General features: G+C 40.0%; 21 protein-coding genes and 1 pseudogene. 16 read left to right on the top strand and 6 right to left on the bottom strand.

Annotation, left to right across the window (positions count from 1 at the left end):
- Positions 1-16: 16 nt before the first annotated feature.
- From GXK58_RS15365 to GXK58_RS15355, 3 genes are all read left to right on the top strand, one after another.
- Positions 17-1,000, top strand: a complete 984-nt coding sequence (locus GXK58_RS15365) for a diacylglycerol/lipid kinase family protein (protein ID WP_160724042.1) — start codon at positions 17-19, stop codon at positions 998-1,000.
- Positions 987-3,122, top strand: coding sequence for a type I pullulanase (gene pulA, locus GXK58_RS15360; protein WP_160724041.1), 2,136 nt, complete (start codon positions 987-989; stop codon positions 3,120-3,122). Before GXK58_RS15365 ends, pulA begins: the two co-directional genes overlap by 14 nt.
- Positions 3,123-3,333: 211 nt before the next feature.
- Positions 3,334-4,107 (top strand): phosphotransferase family protein, encoded by a 774-nt coding sequence (locus GXK58_RS15355; protein WP_160724040.1) that lies wholly within the window; start codon positions 3,334-3,336, stop codon positions 4,105-4,107.
- A 1-nt stretch (position 4,108) separates the two neighbouring features.
- On the opposite strand, the gene GXK58_RS15350 is transcribed toward GXK58_RS15355, so the two are convergent.
- On the bottom strand, positions 4,109-4,387 hold the full coding sequence (locus GXK58_RS15350) for a YtzH-like family protein (RefSeq protein WP_160724039.1): 279 nt from the start codon (positions 4,385-4,387) through the stop codon (positions 4,109-4,111).
- Positions 4,388-4,549: 162 nt separating this feature from the next.
- Between GXK58_RS15350 and trmB the strand changes: the two genes are divergently transcribed.
- Entirely contained in the window at positions 4,550-5,197 is a 648-nt protein-coding gene (trmB, locus tag GXK58_RS15345; RefSeq protein WP_160724038.1) for a tRNA (guanosine(46)-N7)-methyltransferase TrmB, read from the top strand.
- Positions 5,198-5,278: 81 nt separating this feature from the next.
- Complete coding sequence (locus GXK58_RS15340) at positions 5,279-6,121, top strand: YtnP family quorum-quenching lactonase (RefSeq protein WP_160724037.1); 843 nt, start codon at positions 5,279-5,281, stop codon at positions 6,119-6,121.
- Positions 6,122-6,159: 38 nt separating this feature from the next.
- On the opposite strand, the gene GXK58_RS15335 is transcribed toward GXK58_RS15340, so the two are convergent.
- Entirely contained in the window at positions 6,160-6,489 is a 330-nt protein-coding gene (locus GXK58_RS15335) for a hypothetical protein (protein WP_160724036.1), read from the bottom strand.
- A gap of 214 nt (positions 6,490-6,703) precedes the next feature.
- Between GXK58_RS15335 and GXK58_RS15330 the strand changes: the two genes are divergently transcribed.
- The 6 genes and pseudogenes from GXK58_RS15330 (at position 6,704) to murC (ending at position 13,806) form a co-directional block, all read left to right on the top strand.
- Positions 6,704-7,777 (top strand): M42 family metallopeptidase, encoded by a 1,074-nt coding sequence (locus GXK58_RS15330; protein ID WP_160724035.1) that lies wholly within the window; start codon positions 6,704-6,706, stop codon positions 7,775-7,777.
- 53 nt (positions 7,778-7,830) lie between these two features.
- Positions 7,831-8,349 carry a DUF84 family protein gene (locus GXK58_RS15325; protein WP_160724034.1) on the top strand — a complete coding sequence of 173 codons (519 nt, stop codon included), beginning with the start codon at positions 7,831-7,833 and terminating at the stop codon, positions 8,347-8,349.
- A gap of 121 nt (positions 8,350-8,470) precedes the next feature.
- Complete coding sequence (locus GXK58_RS15320; RefSeq protein ID WP_160724033.1) at positions 8,471-8,785, top strand: thioredoxin family protein; 315 nt, start codon at positions 8,471-8,473, stop codon at positions 8,783-8,785.
- 84 nt (positions 8,786-8,869) lie between these two features.
- Positions 8,870-9,664, top strand: a complete 795-nt coding sequence (locus tag GXK58_RS15315) for a DUF1444 domain-containing protein (RefSeq protein ID WP_237389683.1) — start codon at positions 8,870-8,872, stop codon at positions 9,662-9,664.
- A 971-nt stretch (positions 9,665-10,635) separates the two neighbouring features.
- A pseudogene (locus tag GXK58_RS15310) lies at positions 10,636-12,279 on the top strand (DNA translocase FtsK); the annotation flags it as partial.
- A 228-nt stretch (positions 12,280-12,507) separates the two neighbouring features.
- Positions 12,508-13,806 (top strand): UDP-N-acetylmuramate--L-alanine ligase, encoded by a 1,299-nt coding sequence (gene murC / locus GXK58_RS15305; RefSeq protein ID WP_160724031.1) that lies wholly within the window; start codon positions 12,508-12,510, stop codon positions 13,804-13,806.
- Between the two features lie 64 nt (positions 13,807-13,870).
- Here the strand turns inward: murC and GXK58_RS15300 are convergent, their stop codons facing one another.
- The gene (locus tag GXK58_RS15300) at positions 13,871-14,986 is read right to left on the bottom strand and encodes an aminopeptidase (protein ID WP_160724030.1); all 1,116 of its coding nucleotides are present in this window, start codon (positions 14,984-14,986) and stop codon (positions 13,871-13,873) included.
- 213 nt (positions 14,987-15,199) lie between these two features.
- On the opposite strand from GXK58_RS15300, the gene GXK58_RS15295 reads away from it, so the two are divergent.
- The 5 genes from GXK58_RS15295 to ccpA all read left to right on the top strand — a co-directional run bounded on the left by GXK58_RS15295 (position 15,200) and on the right by ccpA (position 19,186).
- A complete protein-coding gene (locus GXK58_RS15295; RefSeq protein WP_160724029.1) occupies positions 15,200-15,655 on the top strand; it encodes a DUF948 domain-containing protein in 456 nt (151 codons plus the stop codon).
- Between the two features lie 16 nt (positions 15,656-15,671).
- Complete coding sequence (locus tag GXK58_RS15290; protein WP_160724028.1) at positions 15,672-16,160, top strand: YtxH domain-containing protein; 489 nt, start codon at positions 15,672-15,674, stop codon at positions 16,158-16,160.
- Positions 16,161-16,240: 80 nt separating this feature from the next.
- Entirely contained in the window at positions 16,241-16,567 is a 327-nt protein-coding gene (gene ytxJ, locus GXK58_RS15285; RefSeq protein WP_160724027.1) for a bacillithiol system redox-active protein YtxJ, read from the top strand.
- Between the two features lie 271 nt (positions 16,568-16,838).
- Positions 16,839-17,915 (top strand): bifunctional 3-deoxy-7-phosphoheptulonate synthase/chorismate mutase, encoded by a 1,077-nt coding sequence (locus GXK58_RS15280; protein WP_160724026.1) that lies wholly within the window; start codon positions 16,839-16,841, stop codon positions 17,913-17,915.
- 245 nt (positions 17,916-18,160) lie between these two features.
- Positions 18,161-19,186 carry a catabolite control protein A gene (gene ccpA, locus GXK58_RS15275; RefSeq protein WP_202171377.1) on the top strand — a complete coding sequence of 342 codons (1,026 nt, stop codon included), beginning with the start codon at positions 18,161-18,163 and terminating at the stop codon, positions 19,184-19,186.
- Between the two features lie 26 nt (positions 19,187-19,212).
- On the opposite strand, the gene GXK58_RS15270 is transcribed toward ccpA, so the two are convergent.
- Genes GXK58_RS15270 through GXK58_RS15260 form a run of 3 tightly spaced genes read right to left on the bottom strand, consistent with a single transcriptional unit; the run spans position 19,213 to position 21,712 of the window.
- Positions 19,213-20,385 (bottom strand): acetoin utilization protein AcuC, encoded by a 1,173-nt coding sequence (locus GXK58_RS15270; RefSeq protein ID WP_160724024.1) that lies wholly within the window; start codon positions 20,383-20,385, stop codon positions 19,213-19,215.
- A complete protein-coding gene (locus tag GXK58_RS15265) occupies positions 20,382-21,029 on the bottom strand; it encodes an acetoin utilization AcuB family protein (RefSeq protein WP_160724023.1) in 648 nt (215 codons plus the stop codon). The genes GXK58_RS15270 and GXK58_RS15265 overlap by 4 nt, the downstream gene beginning before the upstream one ends.
- A 50-nt stretch (positions 21,030-21,079) precedes the next feature.
- Entirely contained in the window at positions 21,080-21,712 is a 633-nt protein-coding gene (locus tag GXK58_RS15260) for a GNAT family N-acetyltransferase (RefSeq protein ID WP_160724022.1), read from the bottom strand.
- Between the last annotated feature and the right edge of the window lie 148 nt (positions 21,713-21,860).

Here is a 21,860-nt window from a genome sequence, read left to right as displayed (position 1 = left end):
TTAAGGGTGGGTCTTTATGAAACAGGTTTATTTTATTATCAATCCAAAAGCTAGAAACGGATATTGTTTAAATATTTGGATGAAAGTGGAAGAGGTCTTAGTGCGAGAAGGGATTTACTATCTTACCTTCTTTACCGAATTTTCCGGGCATGCAAAAAAATTGGCCCAACAGATTGCCGAGCAGAACGAACAGGAAAAGCTGATTGTTGCTGTAGGTGGAGATGGAACGATCCATGAGGTTCTAAATGGAATTGCTGGATACCAAAATATCACACTTGGTTTTATTCCTGGCGGTTCAGGAAATGATTTCTCGAGAGGTTTTCAAATTCCTAGTGACCCCAAAAAGGCATTGGAATTCATTCTTCGCTTCCAAAAACGAGCAGGAATGCAAATAGATATTGGAAAAATTCTTCTAAATAATCATGAAGAACACCTTTTTTTAAATAATATGGGGGCAGGATTTGACGCAATTATCTCTTATGAGGTAAACCAATCGCGAATAAAGGCAATGTTTAATAAATTATCATTAGGCCGGTTAATTTATGTCTTTTTTCTATTAAAAAATGTATTTACCTATAAAACTGCAACATTTGATTTATCAATTGACGGGAAAACGCATATATTTGAACAAACATGGTTTGTAACCGTTTCTAATCAGCCTTTTTATGGCGGCGGGATGAAAATTGCCCCCGAGGCCAAACCAGATGACGGCCTGTTAGATATCACGGTTGTCCACCAATTATCAAGGCTGAAGCTAATACTCGTTTTCATTAGTGTATTTTGGGGGAAACACGTTTTCTTTACAGAAGTAAAAACCTATAGAGGAAAAAACATCACCATCCAATCACCAGCCAAACAGTATGTTCATGCTGACGGGGAGCATATCGGATTTACCCCACTTTCGATTCACCTTCAAGCGAAAGCCTTAGAGGTGTTATCTAGAAGTCGCGGGAAGGTAGAAGTTGAACTGGAGGAGAGGGATTCGAATGAATTCTGTTAACAGGAATTTTTTTGCTTACTTAGATGAGATGAACATCGTCACTATTCTTCTTCCTTATTCCTATCACCACGGATGGTCATCCGAATTCCACCTGTCCACTGATAGGTTAAAGCATCAGCTGGACATTTTGGAGAAGATCGAGATTGAGGGACATGTGAAATATACTTGCCGCTTTGAGGGGGAATTTTCTTTCGGAAAACCCTATTGGATATTTGATGAACATGGCGGGAAAACGGATCTGCAAATTGGCGCAGTCATCCGAACGGATCCATTTGACGAGAAATTTTATTATAACGGAGATGACCTTGGGGTTACATTTCATACGGGGCAGACTTGTTTTAAACTATGGGCCCCAACCGCAACAGGGGTAAAGCTAAAATTACGTCCCCCTGCCAATGGGTATTCGGAGATCATTAAAATGAGACGGGAGGATTGCGGTGTTTGGTCGGTAACCCTTAACGGTGATTTGGAATTTTATCAATATAGCTTCCTTGTACTTGTAAATCAAGAATGGCGAGAGGCTGTGGATCCATATGTAAAGGCGGTCAGCGCGAACGGGGAGCTTGGTGTCGTTGTAAAATTGAAAAAAACACCGAAGCTTAAGAATCCCCTTTCCCGATTAGAAAGCCCGGTTGACGCCATCATCTATGAAACACATATTCGGGATTTTACGATTCATAATAAAAGCGGTGTTAAGCATAAGGGCTTGTATTTAGGAGCTGGGGAGCTCGACACGAAGGGTGAGGATGGTGAGCCGACCGGCTTATCCTATGTCAAAGAATTAGGGGTCACCCATATAGAATTTCTTCCGATTAATGATTATGCCGGTGTTGACGAATTAAACCCGCCGAAACAGTACAACTGGGGGTATAATCCTCTTCATTTCAATGCTCCTGAGGGCAGCTATGCAACCGATCCCTCCGATCCTTATTCCCGAATCATTGAGTTAAAGCAATTAATCAATCAGGTTCACAGTATTGGCCTTGGAGTAATCATGGATGTTGTTTACAATCATGTCTATATTCGTGAACAATCCTCTTTCGAAAAAATCGTCCCAGGCTATTATTTCCGTCATAACGATATTGGCCTGCCTTCAAATGGTACCGGTGTTGGTAATGATATTGCCTCCGAAAGAAAAATGGTGCGGAAGTTTATCCTTGATTCCGTTAGGTATTGGCTGGATGAATACCAAATAGATGGATTTCGCTTCGATTTGATGGGAATTCTAGACATAACCACGATGAATGAGGTAAGAAAGATATGTGACGGTAAATCAAAAGGCATAATCATCATAGGGGAAGGCTGGAATCTCAATACTCCTTTGCAGTCAGCGCAAAAGGCGACCATTGCAAACCAGGCAAAAATGCCTCGAATTGGCCAGTTTAATGATAAGTTTAGAGATATGATAAAAGGCAGTACGTTTAATTTGTTTGATAAGGGGTATGCCTTAGGGAATGAGCATTTTGCGGATGCCGCAATGGAGGCACTGACGGGCAGTATCGGCTTAATCAAAAAAGGTGCCCGCCTTTTTAATCAGCCCTATCAATCCGTAAATTATGTTGAATGCCACGATAATCATACCCTTTGGGATAAACTTGAAGGCTGTTTTGCTGAAACTGAACCTCCGATTCTAAAAAAATATCACCGGCTTGCAACCGGGATGGTTATCCTCTCTCAGGGTATTCCATTTTTACACAGTGGACAGGAGTTCTTTCGAACAAAGCAAGGAGATGGTAACAGCTATCGATCTTCGGATTCCATTAACCAGCTCGATTGGGAACGGAAGAGCGAATTTAAAGAAAATGTGGAATATATTAAGGGGCTAATTAAGATACGCCAAGAGTTCTCTTGCTTTCGAATGAGAAACAGTGAAGAAGTTCGTTCTCAAATCCAGCCGCTGACCTTTCCATCACCTGTTATAGGGTGTTTATATCAAATACCTAAAAATGAAATCATCCTTGTCATAAATCCAACAGCAAAAATACAGAAGATTATCCTTCCTGACGGTGAATGGGGAGTTTTAGCCAATCATCAATTTGCGGGAATTTCTGCTAAGGAACATACAGTAAATAAAGAATATTTGATGGAGCCAATCTCCTTAAATGTTTTGCTGAAAAAATAGTTTTTTAAAGATGACTTGACGAAAAAAGGCCTAAGGAGATAAAATTTATTAAGATGGCTATTGTGTGCAATGGTTTCAATAGCTTTTTTTTTGTTTAAAAAAAGACTATTGTTATAATTGTGGTTAATAAACCTTCCTGCAGCACAGGTTTTACCCTCGCATTTAAGAGGAATAAGCCCAATAGAACGGCATAAATTGAAGGTGAGCAATTTTGGAACATTTACTAGGACAAGAGTGGGAGATTACCCCAGCTGGAGGCAAAACAGGAGAAGCCTTTTATGCAAAGTATGAAGACCAAAGGCTTTTTTTAAAGCGGAATTCCTCTCCATTCCTTGCAGTACTATCAGCAGAAGGCATTGTCCCAAAGCTTGTATGGACAAGAAGATTGGAAAACGGAGATGTTATAACAGCGCAACAATGGCTTCCAGGCAGGGAGTTAAAACCCTCTGAAATGAACCAAGAGAGTGTTGCCAGATTGCTTAAGAAGATCCATTGCTCTGAACCGATGCTTGGAATGCTGAGCCGGTTGGAGAATGCGCCGGTGAATCCAGAGCCGATTTTGCAATCGGTTATTAACGAATTAGATAAAGATGTACTTACATTGCCTGAAACTAAAAAGGCGATTAACTTTCTAAAAGAGGAAGCCTTACATGTTTATTGTGATGAGAAAGTGGTTTGTCATGGTGATGTCAACCATAACAACTGGCTGCTTTCGGAAGACAACCAGTTGTATCTGATTGATTGGGATGGTGCGATGATTGCTGACCCTGCCATTGATTTAGGACTGCTTCTCTACTGGTATATCCCTGAAGAGAATTGGGAGGACTGGCTTAAACTCTATGGTAAAGAGCTTACCGATCATCTGAAACTTAGAATGAAATGGTATGTTACCATTCAAACTTTGTCCTCCATTCAATGGTATAAAAACAAAGATCGATTAGAAGAAATGAACAACTGGATTGATTTTTTGCGTGATATCCTCTAACTTACGAAAATTGGTCAATATCATTGACCCATTGTGATAAGTTTTCTTGATTAGATAAAATATGTTGATCTAAATCAGAGGTTTGAGCTCCATGTTGACTGTATCGATATACTTCTTGAAGGATATTTTTTACATTCCCATCAATTTGATTGTTCACCATAAGTGATTTAACTAAGCGTTCTAATTGTTCGCATTCGGAAACGGACCCGCAGCAATCAGTTTGGTGATTGTTTAAAATATCTTTCAGCAATGTAACTTGGTCGCCATGACTTAATGGCATAAAAGCACATCCTTTCAATGTGGAAATAGAAAAAGGAATTCACAGTTAGGTTGTGGATTCTTTTTCTATTTATGCGCTAACCTTTTTTCCATATAGTTTAACTTGCATGTATATGTTCTGCATGGTATGTTTTGAAGGATAATTTTTTTTAGGAGTGTCAAAATGAGACTTAGATATAAACCTTGGGCAAAGGAAAAAATAGAGCAGCATCCGCAATACGTTCCAGCCCACCCTGAAAGTTTGAAGGGTAAGTGGCATGAGGCTTTTCAAAAAGATCAGCCGCTCCATATCGAAGTTGGAACAGGTAAGGGGCAATTCATCACTGGTATGGCTAAGGCCAATCCGGATATCAATTATATTGGAATTGAACTGTACGACAGTGTCATTGTTGCTGCTTTGGACCGCCTAATTGAAGCGGATTTGCCGAACCTAAAGCTGTTAAACGTAAACGCTGCAGAGCTGGATAAATACTTTACAAAAAATGATGTCGATCGGGTGTACCTGAATTTTTCCGATCCATGGCCGAAGTCCCGTCATGAAAAAAGAAGATTGACTTATAAGGATTTTCTAAAGCTATATGAAAATATACTCGTAGATGGCGGTGAAATCCACTTTAAGACTGATAATCAGGGATTATTCGAATACTCCCTTAAAAGCTTTTCTGCATATGGTCTTTTATTGACTTATTTGAGTCTTGATTTTCATAAAAGTGGTTATGAAGGAAATATCATGACAGAATATGAGCAGAAATTTTCTGAACAAGGCCAGCGGATTTACCGTTGTGAGGTAAAATATCAAAATGTAAAATAAGGCAGTTCCTTTATAGGACTGTCTTTTTTTTATCCTCCTTTATCCAGAAAATGCTAAAATAGATAGGAAAGGGGGATGGGCATGGAAACATTGAAAATCGGTGACATTTTACTAACTTGGTTATCAGGGGGAGTAACCAACCTTGATGGAGGTGCGATGTTTGGAGTCGTACCTAAAGCGTTATGGTCAAAAAAATATCCTGCCAATGATCAAAATCAAATTGAATTACCTACGGATCCTATTTTAATTCAAATGAATGGAAAAAACATTTTAGTTGAATCCGGCCTAGGCAATGGGAAACTTTCTGAAAAACAATTAAAGAATTACGGGGTAACTAGAGAATCAGAGGTTGAAGCATCATTGGGGGAAGTTGGTCTAACCGCTGATGATATCGACTATTGTTTAATGACCCATTTGCATTTTGACCACGCTTGCGGGCTAACGAAGCTTGTAGAGGGAAGATATGTATCAACCTTTCCCAATGCGAAAATTATTACGTCACAAATCGAATGGGAGGAAATGCAATGGCCTAATATCCGTTCGAAAAATACATATTGGCCGGAAAACTGGGAAGCGATTAAAGCACAGGTTGTTCCTTTTGAGGAAAGCTGGACATTAGGAGCCATTACGATGATTCATACGGGCGGACACAGTAATGGCCATTCCATCTTAATGATTGAAACTGGCGGTGAAATGTTGATTCACATGGCAGACCTAATGGCTACACACGTTCATCAAAATGTTTTATGGGTGATGGCTTATGACGACTACCCAATGACGTCCATTTCTGCAAAACAAAAATGGCTTACCCTGGGGCTTGAGAAAAATGCGTGGTTTACCTTCTATCACGATGCCTTTTACCGTGCTGTAAAATGGGACGCAGCCGGCAAACAACTGGCACAGAGTATAAAAAGAGAACGTTGATGAAAAATTAGCCGCAATCCTATGAATGCGGCTAATTTTTATGATGCAGAAACAGGTGAAAAAGGTATCACTTCTAATAATGTACCGGTATGAGCATCCGCAATAAATTCATATTGCGCGGCTTCCCCTTGTTTGGTTTGGGAAATCCCGCCTTTATAAACTTGATAAGTAATTTGGTTTTTCTCGAAAGGTTCTGCAGTCATATGAATCCATGAACCGCTAATGGACCCTTTTGATTCGAAGTGCTTCTTAATCGTCCCTAATACCTTTTCAGGTGAAATGTAGCTCTTTTGGATGAGTACCTCTCTTGTCACATACCCTCCAATTAACCCAACGGCTGCACCTAAGAAAAAAGACTTCCAGTTCATTTATCCACCTCCAAATTAGAAAAAGAAAATTAAAAGATTCTCCTCTAGAGTATACCGTATATATAGGTGAAGAGGGTAATAATACTGAATAGAAATGAATTATTGGTAACACATGAAAGGATTCTGTAAAATATATCTGTAGAACCTCATATAACTTAATAGATACGCATGACGAAAATCAGGATTTTAAGTAAATACATAAAGGAGCCATAACATGAACGAACAAACATTAAAGCTTTTTCAAACCTTAACTGAGCTGCCGGGGGCACCTGGGAATGAACATCAAGTCCGGAAATTCATGAAAGAGCAGCTGGCTTTATACTCAGACGAAATTGTTCAAGATCGATTGGGCAGCATTTTTGGCGTGAAAAAGGGGAATCCCGAAGGCCCAACGATAATGGCGGCAGGTCATATGGATGAAGTTGGTTTTATGGTAACAGCCATTACGGAAAACGGGATGATCCGGTTCCAGCCGCTTGGCGGATGGTGGAGTCAAGTCCTTCTCGCCCAGCGTGTCCAAGTCATTACTAAAAATGGTCCAGTTATTGGGGTGGTTGGCTCGATTCCACCGCATTTATTAGACGAATCTAAGAAAAATAAACCGATGGAAATCAAGAATATGCTGATAGATATTGGTGCAGACAACCGAGAGGATGCCGAACGAATCGGAATTAAACCAGGTCAGGCCATCCTGCCGATTTGCCCATTTACGCCAATGGCCAATGAAAAGAAAATATTAGCGAAAGCCTGGGATAATCGATATGGCTGCGGCCTCGCTATAGAATTGCTGCAGGAATTAAAAGATGAAACATTGCCGAATATCCTGTATTCCGGGGCAACTGTTCAAGAGGAAGTCGGGTTACGTGGAGCTCAAACGGCTGCCAATATGATTAAACCGGACCTCTTTTTTGCCATGGATGCAAGTCCGGCAAATGATATGACAGGCGATAAAAGAGAATTTGGCCAGCTGGGGAAAGGAACATTGCTTCGCATCCTTGACCGCTCTATGGTTACTCATCGCGGTATGCGGGAATTTGTCCTAGATACGGCAGAGACAAACAAAATCCCTTATCAATATTTTGTTTCGCAGGGAGGAACAGATGCGGGACGTGTCCATTTAGCAAATGAAGGGATACCGAGTGCGGTGGTTGGTATTTGTTCCCGCTATATTCATACACATGCTTCCATGATCCATATTGATGATTATGCAGCAGCCAAAGAGCTTTTAGTTAAACTTGTAAAAGCTTGCGACCAAACAACGGTAGACACGATTAAGTCAAACAGCTAACATCTGGGAGGCATTGGATTATGCCTCCTTTTCTACATAAAAGGAGAACAAAAATGAAGATAATTATTGGATCAAAGAACCCGGCAAAAATTACAGCTGTTCAGAATAGTTTCTCACAAATGGACTGTGAATTTATTTCTTTAGATATTCCCTCAGGTGTCAACGACCAGCCCTTTTCTGATGAGGAAACCATTCGAGGTGCGATCAATCGGGCAAAGGGTGCATTAGCACATGGAAAAGGGGAGATTGGGATAGGCCTTGAAGGCGGTGTACAGGAAACAAGCCACGGATTATTATTGTGTAATTGGGGTGCCCTCGCTGCGAATGGGATGGAACCAATCATTGCAGGCGGAGCTAGATTCCTTTTACCAGAAGAAGTGGCCGCTAGACTAAGAGCAGGAGAAGAGTTAGGACCCGTTATGGACGAGTATGCGAAAATGAAGAATGTCAGGAAACATGAAGGGGCGGTTGGTATTTTTACAAACGGCCTGGTTAATCGGGTCGAAATGTTTACTCATGTAGCCAACCTGCTTTTCGGGCAATTTTCCTATTATTCCAAGATGAATGAATAAGAACAGATACGGGAAGGATAGGTTCGATCATATGCATAAGATTGGACTCAACAAAGAATAAACTGTTATGATTTGAAAAAAGAATATAACACCTATCTAAAAACAAACGGAGGCGTTCACTTTGAAAAATTTAGAATCACTAGAACAATTTGAGCAGCTGCGTAACCAGGGTAAAACCATTTTTATGTTTTCCGCTGAGTGGTGTGGTGATTGCCGCTTTATCGAGCCAGTATTGCCGGAGATTGAAGAAAAGTTTAAAGAATATACATTTATTCATGTCGACCGCGATCAATTTATTGATCTATGCCAGCAAGTAGATGTATATGGAATCCCGAGTTTTATTGCTTATGAGAACGGTAAAGAGCTTGGCCGCTTCGTAAGTAAAGACCGTAAAACACAAGAAGAAATCGAAAGCTTTATTTCAGGTTTGAAATAATGAACAAATAACCCTGTCTCTCTTTTGGAGAAGGGGTTTTTTATTGTAAAATAGATGGAGCTTCTTATCAAGTGGAGGTAAACAATGAAAATGGACAGTAGATTGATGCGCCAGAAATTGGAGTCGCGTTTGGCGGAAGATGATAGACTGATCTCTTATGACAGGGAGAAGGATCAGCTTCGTATTGAAAGTAAGTCAACAGGTAAAGGAATCACCGTTGCCTTACCAGGTGTAATTGCAAAATGGCATGTTGAAAAAGACAAGGCCATCGATGAAATCGTTTATTATGTGCAAGAAGGTCTACGTGCCATGGAGGATACCTCTGACCTAAAAGAACAGGTTAAAAAGATTTTTCCTGTCATTCGGTCCGCATCGTTTCCAGTGGAAGCAGAAGAAGGTGTTCCTTTTTTAACCGAAGAACATACAGCCGAAACAAAAATTTATTATGCGGTAGACCTAGGCAATACCTACCGCCTGATTGACTCCAGAATGATGGAGAAAGAGGGCTGGAGCGCCAACACGATTAAAGAGATGGCTTTATTTAATATTCGGTCCCTTCCTGCTCCGATAAAGGAAGACCAAGTGGCAGGGAATATCTTTTATTTTCTTAACACCAATGATGGCTATGATGCCAGCAGAATCTTAAATAAGGGTTTCCTTCAAGAAATGGAGAAACGAATCCAAGGAACAATGGTTATCTCTGTACCGCATCAGGATGTATTAATTATTGCTGATGTTCAAAATGACAGAGGCTATGATGTCATCGCACAAATGGCAATGAGCTTTTTTGCAAATGGAAGGGTGCCCATAACGGCGTTGTCATTCTTATATGAGAATGGCGAATTAGAGCCAATATTTATTTTAGGAAAAAATAAATGAGGACAAGAAAGAGGATCACATGAAGTGGTCTTTTTTCATGGGAACTTTCCTGATGGTTCCAATTGCAACATATTTCGACCCATTCTTTAGATTTGTGTCGATAAAATAAGAAAAACTGATAAAATAGAATGAGAGAAGAATAAGAAAGAGTGATAGGTTTGAGTTGGATCCAAAACTTTTTCCAAAGGTTAAGGAAAGAAGAAGAAAAAGAAGAGAAAATGACCGAGTTACTCCTCCTTAGAGAGCACGAGGAGCATGTCAATGACAGTGTAAAAGATTTGGATACGAGAATAGCTTATCAATATCCAAAGGGGAGCAGCAGTGTCCTAAGGACTGAGCAGTTGAATCTTAAACAGGACATTAAACGTGTGAAAAGACTGCCTGATATTCCTAAAAAAGAAACCAAGGCAGCCCCGCCGAAGGTTAAACCTGAAAAGCAGAAAAAGATACATTCAGGGATAATGGACCAAAAATCACGGCCGCGCGGTCCTTTTCAACCAACGGAGATTCCTTCACCGGTTTTTGGATTTAACAGGCCGCCCAAAACAACTGCTACTGTTGAACATGAATTAAGCCGTTTTTTTAGTGATGAAGCGGAAGAGAGATTAGCTAGTGTGATTGAGACAAAACACACAATAAAAGCTGAACTTGCTAAACTGGGTGAGGTGTCACCAAAAAGTGAACGAAAAGAACACCAAACGATAGAATTGAGGTTGGAAGTTCCAGAATCGCCAGAGAAGGATCCAGTTCAGCCAGCTGCAGCAGAAGTCTTCCCATTTGAAAAAAGTGTTCAGGCGGAAGCAAGTACACCCATATTGGTGAGTAATAATCAAATTGCGGCAGCCGATATTGTCCTTGAAGAACAAACGCAAGCTGATGCGGGCGAACTCATTTTTGTTACAGATGATCGTCAGTTCGAGGAAAAGCGAGAAACAGAAGAAGATATTGCTGCGGAAGCTCCCCCAGCAATACGGTCGAGATTGCCTTTTAATGTCATGATGCTCAAACAGGATAGACAGAAGTTGGAGGAGAGAAAGCGGAAAAGAGAGCTTGCACAAAAGCAGCTTTGGGAGAAAGCCCAAGTCATTGAAAATTCGATTAACGAAAAGCCTGTGGTCATCAATGAAGTACAGTATGTGGTGCGGGATGAAGTAGCGTATGAAGTACAAAATGAAGTCCAAAACAAGGTAGAAAACGATGACCATTTATATGCTCTCCCTAAATCCGATTTATTAAGTCCACCTGTCACAGAAGTACTTGATACAGCTTGGATAGACGAGCAGTCAGAGATGTTGAATCGAACCCTCCAGAATTTTAATGTGGGAGCAAGTGTCGTTAATGTCACCCAAGGTCCATCTGTAACCCGTTTTGAAGTACAGCCTGAACCTGGGGTAAAAGTAAATAAAATTACTAACTTAAGTGATGATATTAAATTAAGTTTAGCGGCTCGGGATATCCGAATGGAGGCTCCGATTCCCGGAAAACATACGATTGGGATTGAAGTGCCGAACCAAAAGTCAAGGCCTGTTTTGATAAACGAGATTATTGGCAGCAGTGTTTTTAAAGAGTCTGCCTCTCCATTAACAGCCGTATTAGGCCTTGATATTGCCGGAAAGCCAATTGTTACCGATTTAAAAAAAATGCCCCATGGACTTATTGCAGGGGCAACAGGTTCCGGAAAGAGTGTATGTATTAACTCGATTTTGATTAGTCTGTTATATAAAGCACGTCCAGACGAATTAAAGCTGTTGCTTATTGATCCGAAAATGGTAGAGCTTGCCCCTTATAATCGGATTCCACACCTAGTCAGTCCAGTTATTACCGATGTAAAGGCAGCAACAGCGGCTTTAAAATGGGCAGTGGAAGAAATGGAACGGCGTTATGAACTTTTTGCCCATACAGGAGTACGTGATATTAATCGTTTTAATGAATTAGCGATGCAGCATAAGCGTTACTCTGACAAGCTGCCATTCATTGTTATCATTATAGATGAGTTAGCGGATTTAATGATGATGTCACCTGCCGATGTCGAGGAGGCTATTTGCCGGATCGCACAAAAAGCACGGGCTTGCGGTATTCATTTGATCGTAGCAACGCAGAGACCATCAGTTGATGTTATTACGGGTTTAATTAAGGCGAATATACCAACAAGGGTTGCCTTTTCGGTTTCTTCTCAAGTAGATTCACGTACGATTATTGATATAAGCGGTGCAGAAAGACTGCTTGGCCGGGGTGATATGCTATTTTTAGAAAATGGAGCATCGAAACCTGTCCGGCTGCAAGGAACGTTCGTTTCCGATGAGGAGATCGATGTCGTCGTGGCACATGTAAGAGAACAACAAGAGCCCGACTACTTATTTGAACAGGAAGAACTATTAAAAAAAGCACAGGTAGTAGAAGAAGAAGATGAGTTGTTTTATGACGCCTGTGAGTTTATCGTAAGCAATGGAGGAGCTTCTACATCGAGCTTGCAGCGGCGCTTTAAAATTGGTTATAATCGGGCCGCAAGATTAATGGATATGCTTGAACAAAATGGCTATATCACTGGTGCAAATGGAAGTAAACCCCGTGAAGTTTTAATCACAGAGGCTGATTTGGAAGCAATGCAAGACTAGTATTATTCTTTAATATTTAGTATTCTTTATGAATGTGAACAAATAATAAATAGTACAATGATCCGGTCGATAAGGATAACAAATAGTTTTTATGACTAAACAGTGCTATAATATTGAATTGTTGATTTCTTATAATAAATAAAACAACGTGTGCTTACATACTGATTAGCAAATGAAGACAGATTTCATATACTGTTTAACAGTATTACGTTGGTTGGAGGTTCTTCTATGACTATTTACCATTTTGTAGGTATAAAGGGGTCTGGAATGAGTGCACTCGCACAAGTTCTTCATGATATGAAATTTCAAGTGCAGGGCTCCGATGTCGAAAAGCGCTTTTTTACACAACTGGCTCTTGAACAATCAGGGATCACGATTCTTCCCTTTCAAAAGGAAAACATTAAGCCAGGCATGACAATCATTGCGGGAAATGCATTTCCCGATACCCATGAGGAAATACAAGAGGCCATGAGACTTGGACTTCCTATCATACGGTACCATCGTTTTTTAGGCGATTTTATGCAAAACTTTACGAGCGTTGCAGTAACAGGTGCTCATGGAAAAACATCTACAACAGGATTGCTTTCTCATGTGATTGCCGGGGCAAAACCAACGTCTTTTTTAATTGGTGATGGAACAGGTAAGGGCGAGGAAGGGGCAGAGTATTTTGTCTTTGAAGCATGTGAATACAGAAGACATTTCCTATCGTACTTCCCTGACTATGCAATCATGACAAACATTGATTTTGACCATCCGGATTATTTTGCGAATATTGATGACGTTTTTTCTGCCTTTCAGGAGATGGCCGTACAAGTGAAAAAAGGGATCTTTGCTTACGGGGACGATGAGCAGCTCCAAAAGATTCAAGCGAAGGTTCCCGTACTTTTCTATGGGTTTGGGGAAGAAAACGACTACCAAGCCAAGAACATTGTAAAGACCACTCATGGAACAAGCTTTGATGTATTTATTCGTAATACGTATTACGACAATTTTTCCATTCCTACCTTTGGGGATCACAGTGTTCTTAATGCACTTGCTGTTATCGGTTTATGCCATTACGAGGAAATAGATGTTGAGGTCGTAAAGGAACATCTGCAAACATTCCAAGGTGTCAAAAGAAGATTCTCTGAAAAAAGAATGGGTTCACAGATTTTAATCGATGATTATGCTCATCATCCAACCGAAATTAGGGCGACAATTGATGCAGCAAAGCAGAAATATCCTGAAAAACAGATTATAGCGGTTTTCCAGCCGCATACCTTTACAAGGACTCAAGCCTTTCTAGAGGATTTTGCGGAGAGCTTACGACCAGCAGACAAAACCTATTTGTGCGAAATCTTTGGGTCTGCCAGGGAAAATCATGGTAAGCTGTCAATTAAAGACTTACAGGATAGAATTGAGGGCTCTGAGGTCCTTTCAGAAGAGAATACCGGTGTTTTAAATAAGCATGAGGACAGTGTCATTATTTTCATGGGAGCGGGAGATATTCAAAAATTCCAAGAGTCCTATGAAAAAGAATTATCTTAAATAAGACGGCTCTAGCGCTGGAGCTGGAAAACGAAAAGGATGCCGATATTTGGCATCCTTTTCGTTATTCTAAATTCTCAGGGTTTAGTACTTCTAATTCCGGCAGGACGAACAGACCATCTTTACGGATTAACACATCATCAAAATAAATTTCCCCTCCGCCATATTCCGGGCGCTGAATATTGACCATATCCCAATGGATATTGGAATGGTTGCCGTTAAAAGCATCATCATAGCATTGTCCAGGGGTGAAATGGAAGCTGCCGGCAATTTTTTCATCAAACAGGATATCTTGCATCGGCGTAAGAATAAATGGATTTACTCCGATCGCAAATTCCCCTACATAACGTGCCCCTTCGTCCGTATCAAAAATTTTATTAATACGGCTGGTATCATTGGATACGGCTTCAACAATTTTTCCATCCTTAAAGGTCAATTTTACATTTTCAAATGTAAAGCCTTGATAAGGCGATGGAGTATTGTAAGTAATCACACCATTGACTGAATCACGTACAGGTGCTGTATATACTTCACCGTCAGGAATATTTAGTCTTCCGGCACATTTAATGGCGGGAATATCTTTTATAGAAAAATGAAGGTCGGTTCCCGGGCCGGTTATCCGAACCTGATCGGTGCGATTCATTAATTCCACTAAACTTTCCATAGCCTTATCCATCTTCGCATAATCAAGATTACACACCTTAAAGTAAAAGTCTTCAAAGCTTTCCGTACTCATTTTTGCAAGTTGAGCCATGGAAGAAGTCGGATACCTCAGAACAACCCATTTTGTTTTAGGGACTCGAATGTCACGGTGTACTTTCTTCCCGATTGTGTTTCCATGAATCTTCATCTTTTCATCGGGTACATCGGATTGTTCACTTATGTTATCACCGGAGCGCAGCCCTATGTATGCATCCATTTTACTCATGACGTTTGCTTCGAAATCAGCCATCAAATTAAATTGCTCCTCTATGGCCCCCATCAATAGAGAACGGTCTACTTGATGATCTTTTATTAGGACAAATGGATAGCCCCCAGCGGCGTATGCTTCCTTTACGAGTGCTGTCACCAATTCCCGCTGCAGTCCAAAATTTTCAATCAGTACTTTTTCTCCCTTTTGAAGCTGAACAGAATAATTAATTAAATTTTTCGCAAGTTTCTCTATACGAGGATCTTTCACAATAACGCCTCCAAAACGAAGTTGAATTTCAATTCTATTGTACCCGATATAAAGAAAAAAGTTGAAATTACAGCTCGCTTGGTGGATTTTTTTAAAGGAATATAGCAGGAAAACAAGACAAAGGCAGGGAAGTAATATAAGATGATTTACGAGGTTTATATCCAGAAAGAAACGGATATACATATGGATAGGATTCTGAGGCGGAGGTGCACAATGCAAATTATTTTATACTTAAGCGTAGCCCTAATTGCGATCGCGTTTTTTGTACTAGTTATTTATTTATCAAAAACACTTAAATCACTTCAAGTTACCCTGACCAGTGTTTCGCACACATTGGACGGGCTAGAAAAGCAATTGAATGGTGTCACAACGGAAACGACACTTCTCCTGCAAAAAACAAATGCGCTTGCAGAAGATATTCAGCAAAAATCTGAAAGTCTTAATAGCGTAGTTGAGGCTGTAAAGGATGTAGGGACAACAGTGACCAAGTTTAATGGGACACTGCAGAATATATCCAAATCAGTCGATGAGCAGGTCGAGGATAGCAAGGAAAAAATCTCGCAAATCGTTCAGTGGGGTAATATTTTCTTTGAATTAAAGGAGAAGTGGCAGACTAGGAAGTACGCTAAGAAGGAAGTAAATGAAGGGCAAAGGCTAAGGTCCTATTAATGAAGGAGGAATAAGGATGACTAGTAGAGAGCACGAATCAAGAGAAACGAATCAAAGCCGCAATGACGAAGCTACAGGTTCCTTTTTATTGGGGGCAATTATTGGCGGGGTAGTAGGGGCTGCTGCGGCTCTGCTTTTGGCTCCTAGATCCGGTAAAGAGCTTCGGTCAACAATTGGCAGTCAAGCAGATTCAATTATCGATAAAACGTCCAGTTTACGGGAAAATGTTGTGGTGAAGGGCAATGAATTAGCTGCCAAAACATCATCCATTTCTCAGGGAATCATCTTGCAATCTTCAGAACTTGTTAATAAAGTTACAGGAAAAACGACCAGCAAGAATGACGCAGCACAAGAATCGGATGTAACCTATATCCCTATTCATACCCCCGAAGCTGCAGCGGAAAAAGGCCTTGAAAAAAAATCAAATGATAATATGGATATTAAGAAAAAATTAGAGGAAGCCCAAAAAGCCTTTGATGAAGAGGAAAATAAGGTCAGACTTTAAAAAAGTTGCTAATATTTGTGATAAAAATGGTGAAGTGATAAAATTACTTCACCATTTATTATTTTGGAGGGTAAAAAACCATGCTTAATAAAATTGATACGATTGAACAATTCGAAGAGTTAATTCAGAATAGTGGTACATTCTTCCTGTTAAAACATAGTTTAACTTGTCCAATTAGTCATGCCGCATATAAAGAATATGAAAAGTTTACAGGTACAAATGATACCCCGGCTTTCTACTTAGCCGTTCAGGAATCACGTCCTCTTTCAAACGAAATAGCGGAGCGATTTGAAATAAAACATGAATCACCACAGGCTATTCTTTTCTCAGAAGGTAAAGCACTCTGGAATGCTTCCCATTGGAAAATTACAAACAAATCTCTTACAGAAGCAAGCTCTGAAAAATAAATTTAATTTAATTTCACATTACAGGTAAACTTATTCAAACAGCTCGCATATAATACTCTCTATAAGCCAATTCGCGCTTTAACGCTTAAAAGCGTTTAATTGTTAAAGATAATATAGGTGACAGAAATATATTTTTCAGCTATAATAAGCCTAATTATTCAAAAATTATAAAATTTTAAAACTTTTAGCTTGTAAATCATTTTTCCTTGATAGAAAATAATAACCATATACTTTAGAGGAAATGATTTGCAAAAGGAAGGTAGGGGCGAAAATGAGCAATAAAGAATTGGATCAACTGAGGAATCGTGTTGATGAAGTGAACCTTGAATTATTGAAACTAATTAACGAAAGAGCTCAGCTTGTTCAAGAGATTGGACGAGTTAAAGGGAACCAGGGGGTTTACCGCTACGATCCAGTCCGTGAAAGAAAAATGCTTGAAGTAATTAAAGAACATAATGATGGCCCGTTTGAAGATTCAACGATTGATCATATCTTCAAAGAAATTTTTAAAGCGGGACTAGATTTGCAAAAAGATGATCATGAAAAAGCATTGCTAGTATCCAGAAAGAAAAAGCCTGAAGATACGATTGTTTCATTGAAAGGCGAAAATATTGGTGATGGAAAACAACACTTTGTGTTTGGCCCTTGTTCTGTTGAATCCTATGAGCAAGTAGCAGCGGTGGCTCAATCAATGAAGGAGAAAGGTTTAAAGCTTCTTCGCGGCGGTGCGTATAAGCCAAGAACATCTCCATATGATTTCCAAGGTCTTGGTGTAGAGGGTTTAAAGATTTTAAAACGTGTAGCAGACGAGTATGATATGGCTGTTATAAGTGAAATCGTTAATCCGGCAGATATTGAGCTAGCCTGCGATTACATTGATGTAATTCAAATTGGTGCCCGAAATATGCAAAACTTTGAATTATTAAAAGCTGCAGGTGCTGTTAACAAGCCTATTCTTTTAAAGAGAGGTCTTGCCGCTACAATTGAAGAGTTTATCAATGCAGCAGAGTACATTATGGCACAAGGAAATGGTCAAATCATCCTTTGTGAGCGTGGAATCAGAACCTATGAACGGGCAACAAGAAATACATTAGATATTTCTGCCGTTCCAATTCTGAAGAAAGAAACACATTTACCTGTAATGGTCGATGTGACTCACTCTACTGGCAGGAGAGATTTATTACTACCATGTGCGAAAGCGGCTATTGCCATCGGTGCAGACGGAGTTATGGCAGAAGTTCACCCAGATCCTGCTGTCGCGCTTTCAGATTCACAGCAGCAAATGGATATCAAGCAATTTGACGAATTCTATAGTCAATTATTGGCATCAAATTTCGTTAGAATTTAATGGAACTCTAATAAAGGAGACCTTCTGTAACATAATTGCAGAAGGTTTTTTCATTTTTACGAACGTTTTTAAAAAAATATTGACTTTTTCAATTGCGGCTTTTCTCTAGTTGTCGTATCATTATGTACATATGAAGATTGTTTATTATCTCACAAACAAGTAGGGTAGAACTTTAAAAAGTGGAAATAGACACATAAATAATCATGACTAGTTTTGCGCAAACAGATGTAAAATAAAGAAAAACAATGTTCGTTCTAGGAGAGTGTATAAAAGTGAATATTACAATTTATGATGTGGCAAGGGAAGCTAATGTTTCAATGGCAACTGTTTCCCGGGTGGTCAATGGAAACCCGAATGTAAAACCAGTAACACGGAAAAAAGTATTAGAGGTCATTGAGAGACTGGGCTATCGTCCAAACGCTGTCGCTAGAGGTTTGGCAAGTAAGAAGACGACTACGGTTGGGGTGATTATCCCTGATATCTCGAGTATCTTTTTTGCAGAGTTAGCCCGCGGTATTGAGGATATTGCGACAATGTATAAGTATAATATCATTTTAAGTAATTCCGACCAAAATAAGGACAAAGAATTACATTTATTGAATACAATGCTTGGCAAGCAGGTTGATGGGATTGTATTCATGGGAGGAAATATTACAGCCGATCATGTAGAGGAATTTAGGAAATCTCCAGTACCGATTGTTCTGGCAGGTTCGATTGAAGAGTCAAACCAAATTCCGTCCGTAAACATTGATTATGAAGCAGCTGTCTATGATTCCGTTAAGGAATTTATTGATAAGGGGCATAAACAGATTGCATTTGTTGTCGGGCCGCTTCATGAACCGAAAAATGCTCAGAAAAAGTTAAAGGGTTACCAAAGAGCTCTTCAGGACGCAGGTCTTCCATACAACGAAGAACTGATCGTTGAAGGCGATTATACTTATGATTCCGGAATAGAGGCTTTCGATAAATTACTTGAAGCAGGCAGTCGTCCTACCGCTATTTTAGTCGGTTCTGATGAAATGGCTCTTGGCGTTGTTCATGGGGCAGAAGACAAAGGGTTTAACATCCCTGAGGACTTCGAGGTCATCACATCAGACAATACCAGATTATCTCTAATGGTACGCCCGCAGCTGACCACGATCGTCCAGCCTTTATATGATATTGGTGCGGTTTCAATGCGTCTTTTAACAAAATTAATGAATAAAGATCAAACTGATGAGAACATCGTTGTACTACCGCATCGAATTGAACACCGCAAGTCAACTAAATAAAAAATAGGGTTGGTTAAATGCCAACCCTATTTTATCTTTTCACTTTTTTGGCTTCGAATCGGGTAAAGTCCCTTTTCGAGTGTTAGCAAATTCTTTTCGGTGATTTCTGCTTTTCTTGGGATCGGTTCATACAGATCTGCTGGATCGTCCCACTCCATTGGTAATGGAACAGGGGATGCCTTCTGCCATTTTTTAATCCAAGCATCAGGCAGATAGCCATAACCGCATGAGTTCTCTGTCATTTCCAGCCAAATCAGTGCCCAGGCTCTCGGTACGACCCTCCAGATGTCATAGCCACCCCCGCCCACAGCAATCCACTTCCCATTACAATATTGATGGGCAATCTCATGTGCTAAACGAGGTATTTCCCGATAGATCTTCATGGTGGCGGATAAATGGGTTAAGGGATCATAATAATGGGAGTCTGCCCCATTCTGGGTTAGAATCACATCGGGTTTAAAAAAGGCAGCTACTTCTCTGACTGATTGAGTGTAAACATCTAGCCATGATTCATCTTCAGTAAAAGCATCTACTGGAAAATTAAACGAATAGCCATATCCGGGACCCTGGCCGCGCTCGTTAATATTTCCGGTTCCAGGAAATAAATATCTCCCTGTCTCGTGGATCGAGAGTGTACATACATTAGGGTCATCATAAAAGGACCATTGAACACCATCCCCGTGATGGGCATCCGTATCTATATATAATACACGGGCATGATACTTTTCCTGTAAATACTTGATTGCCACGGAGCTGTCATTATATACACAAAACCCAGAGGCTTTGCCGCGGAAACCGTGATGTAATCCTCCGCCCAGGTGCAGGGCGTGAAGAGCTTTTCCAGTCATGACCGCATCCACTGCAGTTAATGTGCCTCCGACCAATAAGGAACTAGCCTCATGCATATTAGGGAAAATGGGTGTATCATCCGTACCTAATCCATAGTTTTCCGCAATTTCTGACGGAAGCGTTCCCATTCCTGCTTGTTGCACAGCTTCAATATAACTTTTATCATGGATGAGCGCGAGCTCCTCCTTAGCAGCCGTCCTTGGCGGAATGATCTGTTCAGGTGCCAGTGCCTGTAATTTATGTAAAAGGTCAACAGTTAGTTGGAGCCGGAATTGGTTAAAAGGGTGATTGTTATTAAATTTATATTTTAATAGTTGTTCTGAAAAAACAAAGGCACATGAATCACTCATAGAGACATCCCCGGAAGGTTTGGCCATAAAACCTGATGGCCGGCCTGTTTAAGATCTTGAATTAAGACGTTCGGATTCATTGTTTGGACTCTTAAGACAAGGATTTTAGAATGTTCGTCCTTTTTATCCGGATAGACGAGAACACTTAAAATATTGGCATGTCTATGTTTTATTACAGCCGTAATATCATTGAGCACCCCGGAAAGATTCGGAACTTTAATTTCAATTTGAGAACCAGGCTGATGTGCACCAGTCAGCTCCACCATTGTCCGTAATAAATCGGTCTCCGTTACGATTCCGATTAACTTTTGGTCATTAATAATCGGGATGCAGCTAATTTTGTGATCATAGAACAAACCTGCGGCCTCTTCGACAAAATCGAGAGGATGGCCCGTAATTACATTTTTCTTCATTATGGCTTCTAAAGGCTTTTTTAAATCTTCAGGATGCTCATTTGCGTGGAAGATGGAGGGAGTTGCTTCTCTTATTTGTGTTACGGTTACCAAGCCTTGTAAATGCCTGTTTTGGTCAATAATCGGAATATGGCGGATCTTTCTTGCATCCATTAAATGAATGGCATCCGCTATTGTATCAGTAGGGAAAAGTACGGCAACATCTGTTTTCATGATTTCTTCTATAATCATTCAAATCACTCCAGTTCGGTCGGACGTTTACTTTCACTTATGCTAATCTATTAATACATAAACCTGTTCATAAACCTTAGTCGATCAAATTTTTGGATGGATTCGACACCGACTCTTTTTCCCATCCGCGCCATTAAACAGTTGGCGGGATGGGAGCAAATCTCAGGGTCATCTGTGGCATACCATTCAAGACCGCCGGCATTCATCATTTTCTCCATGACTTTCCGATAATCCCAAACGTTTAATTGTGTCCCTTTCAAATCCCAATGCCAATAATATTCAGTTGTAATCGTAATATAATCTTCCATGGAATCATCCATCATCGAGACAATGAGAAGATTTTTACCAACGGAAAAGCCTCTAAACTTAGGGATAACCTCGATTGCCCCCAACTCAATTAAATCTTCCATTTGTCCTTCTGACCATCGCTCGAGGGGGTCAGGATAAAGATAGGTTACATATCCCACGATGGTATGCATGTCTCTTGCAATAATAATTCTTCCTTCTGGAAGGTCCGCAATACCAATTAATGCTTGATGTTGTTGTTTAGGGGGCCTAAATGCCACGAGGTCTTGGTGAAAATCATATCCAGCAAGTTTTTCGGATGAAATAGGGCCTTCGATAATTAAGTTCCCATGAGGAGTTTTCAATTGCTTGGCATTGTATGTCTTTTTGTGTTCCATACGTTCACCTACCTGATAGATGGTTGTGTATCAATTCTATTATACATAAAAACTTTTTAAAAATAGAAACTTATTAAAATTTTCTGTAAGGAAATAGGTAATTAGCCATAAAATTCTAGTAAATAATATTTTTAAAATTGTGAATAGT

The sequence above is a fragment of the Bacillus sp. USDA818B3_A genome, from assembly GCF_009928415.1.
In the GTDB taxonomy this organism is placed as follows: Bacteria; Bacillota; Bacilli; order Bacillales; family Cytobacillaceae; genus Neobacillus.
This window is presented reverse-complemented; position numbering and strand designations above follow the sequence as displayed.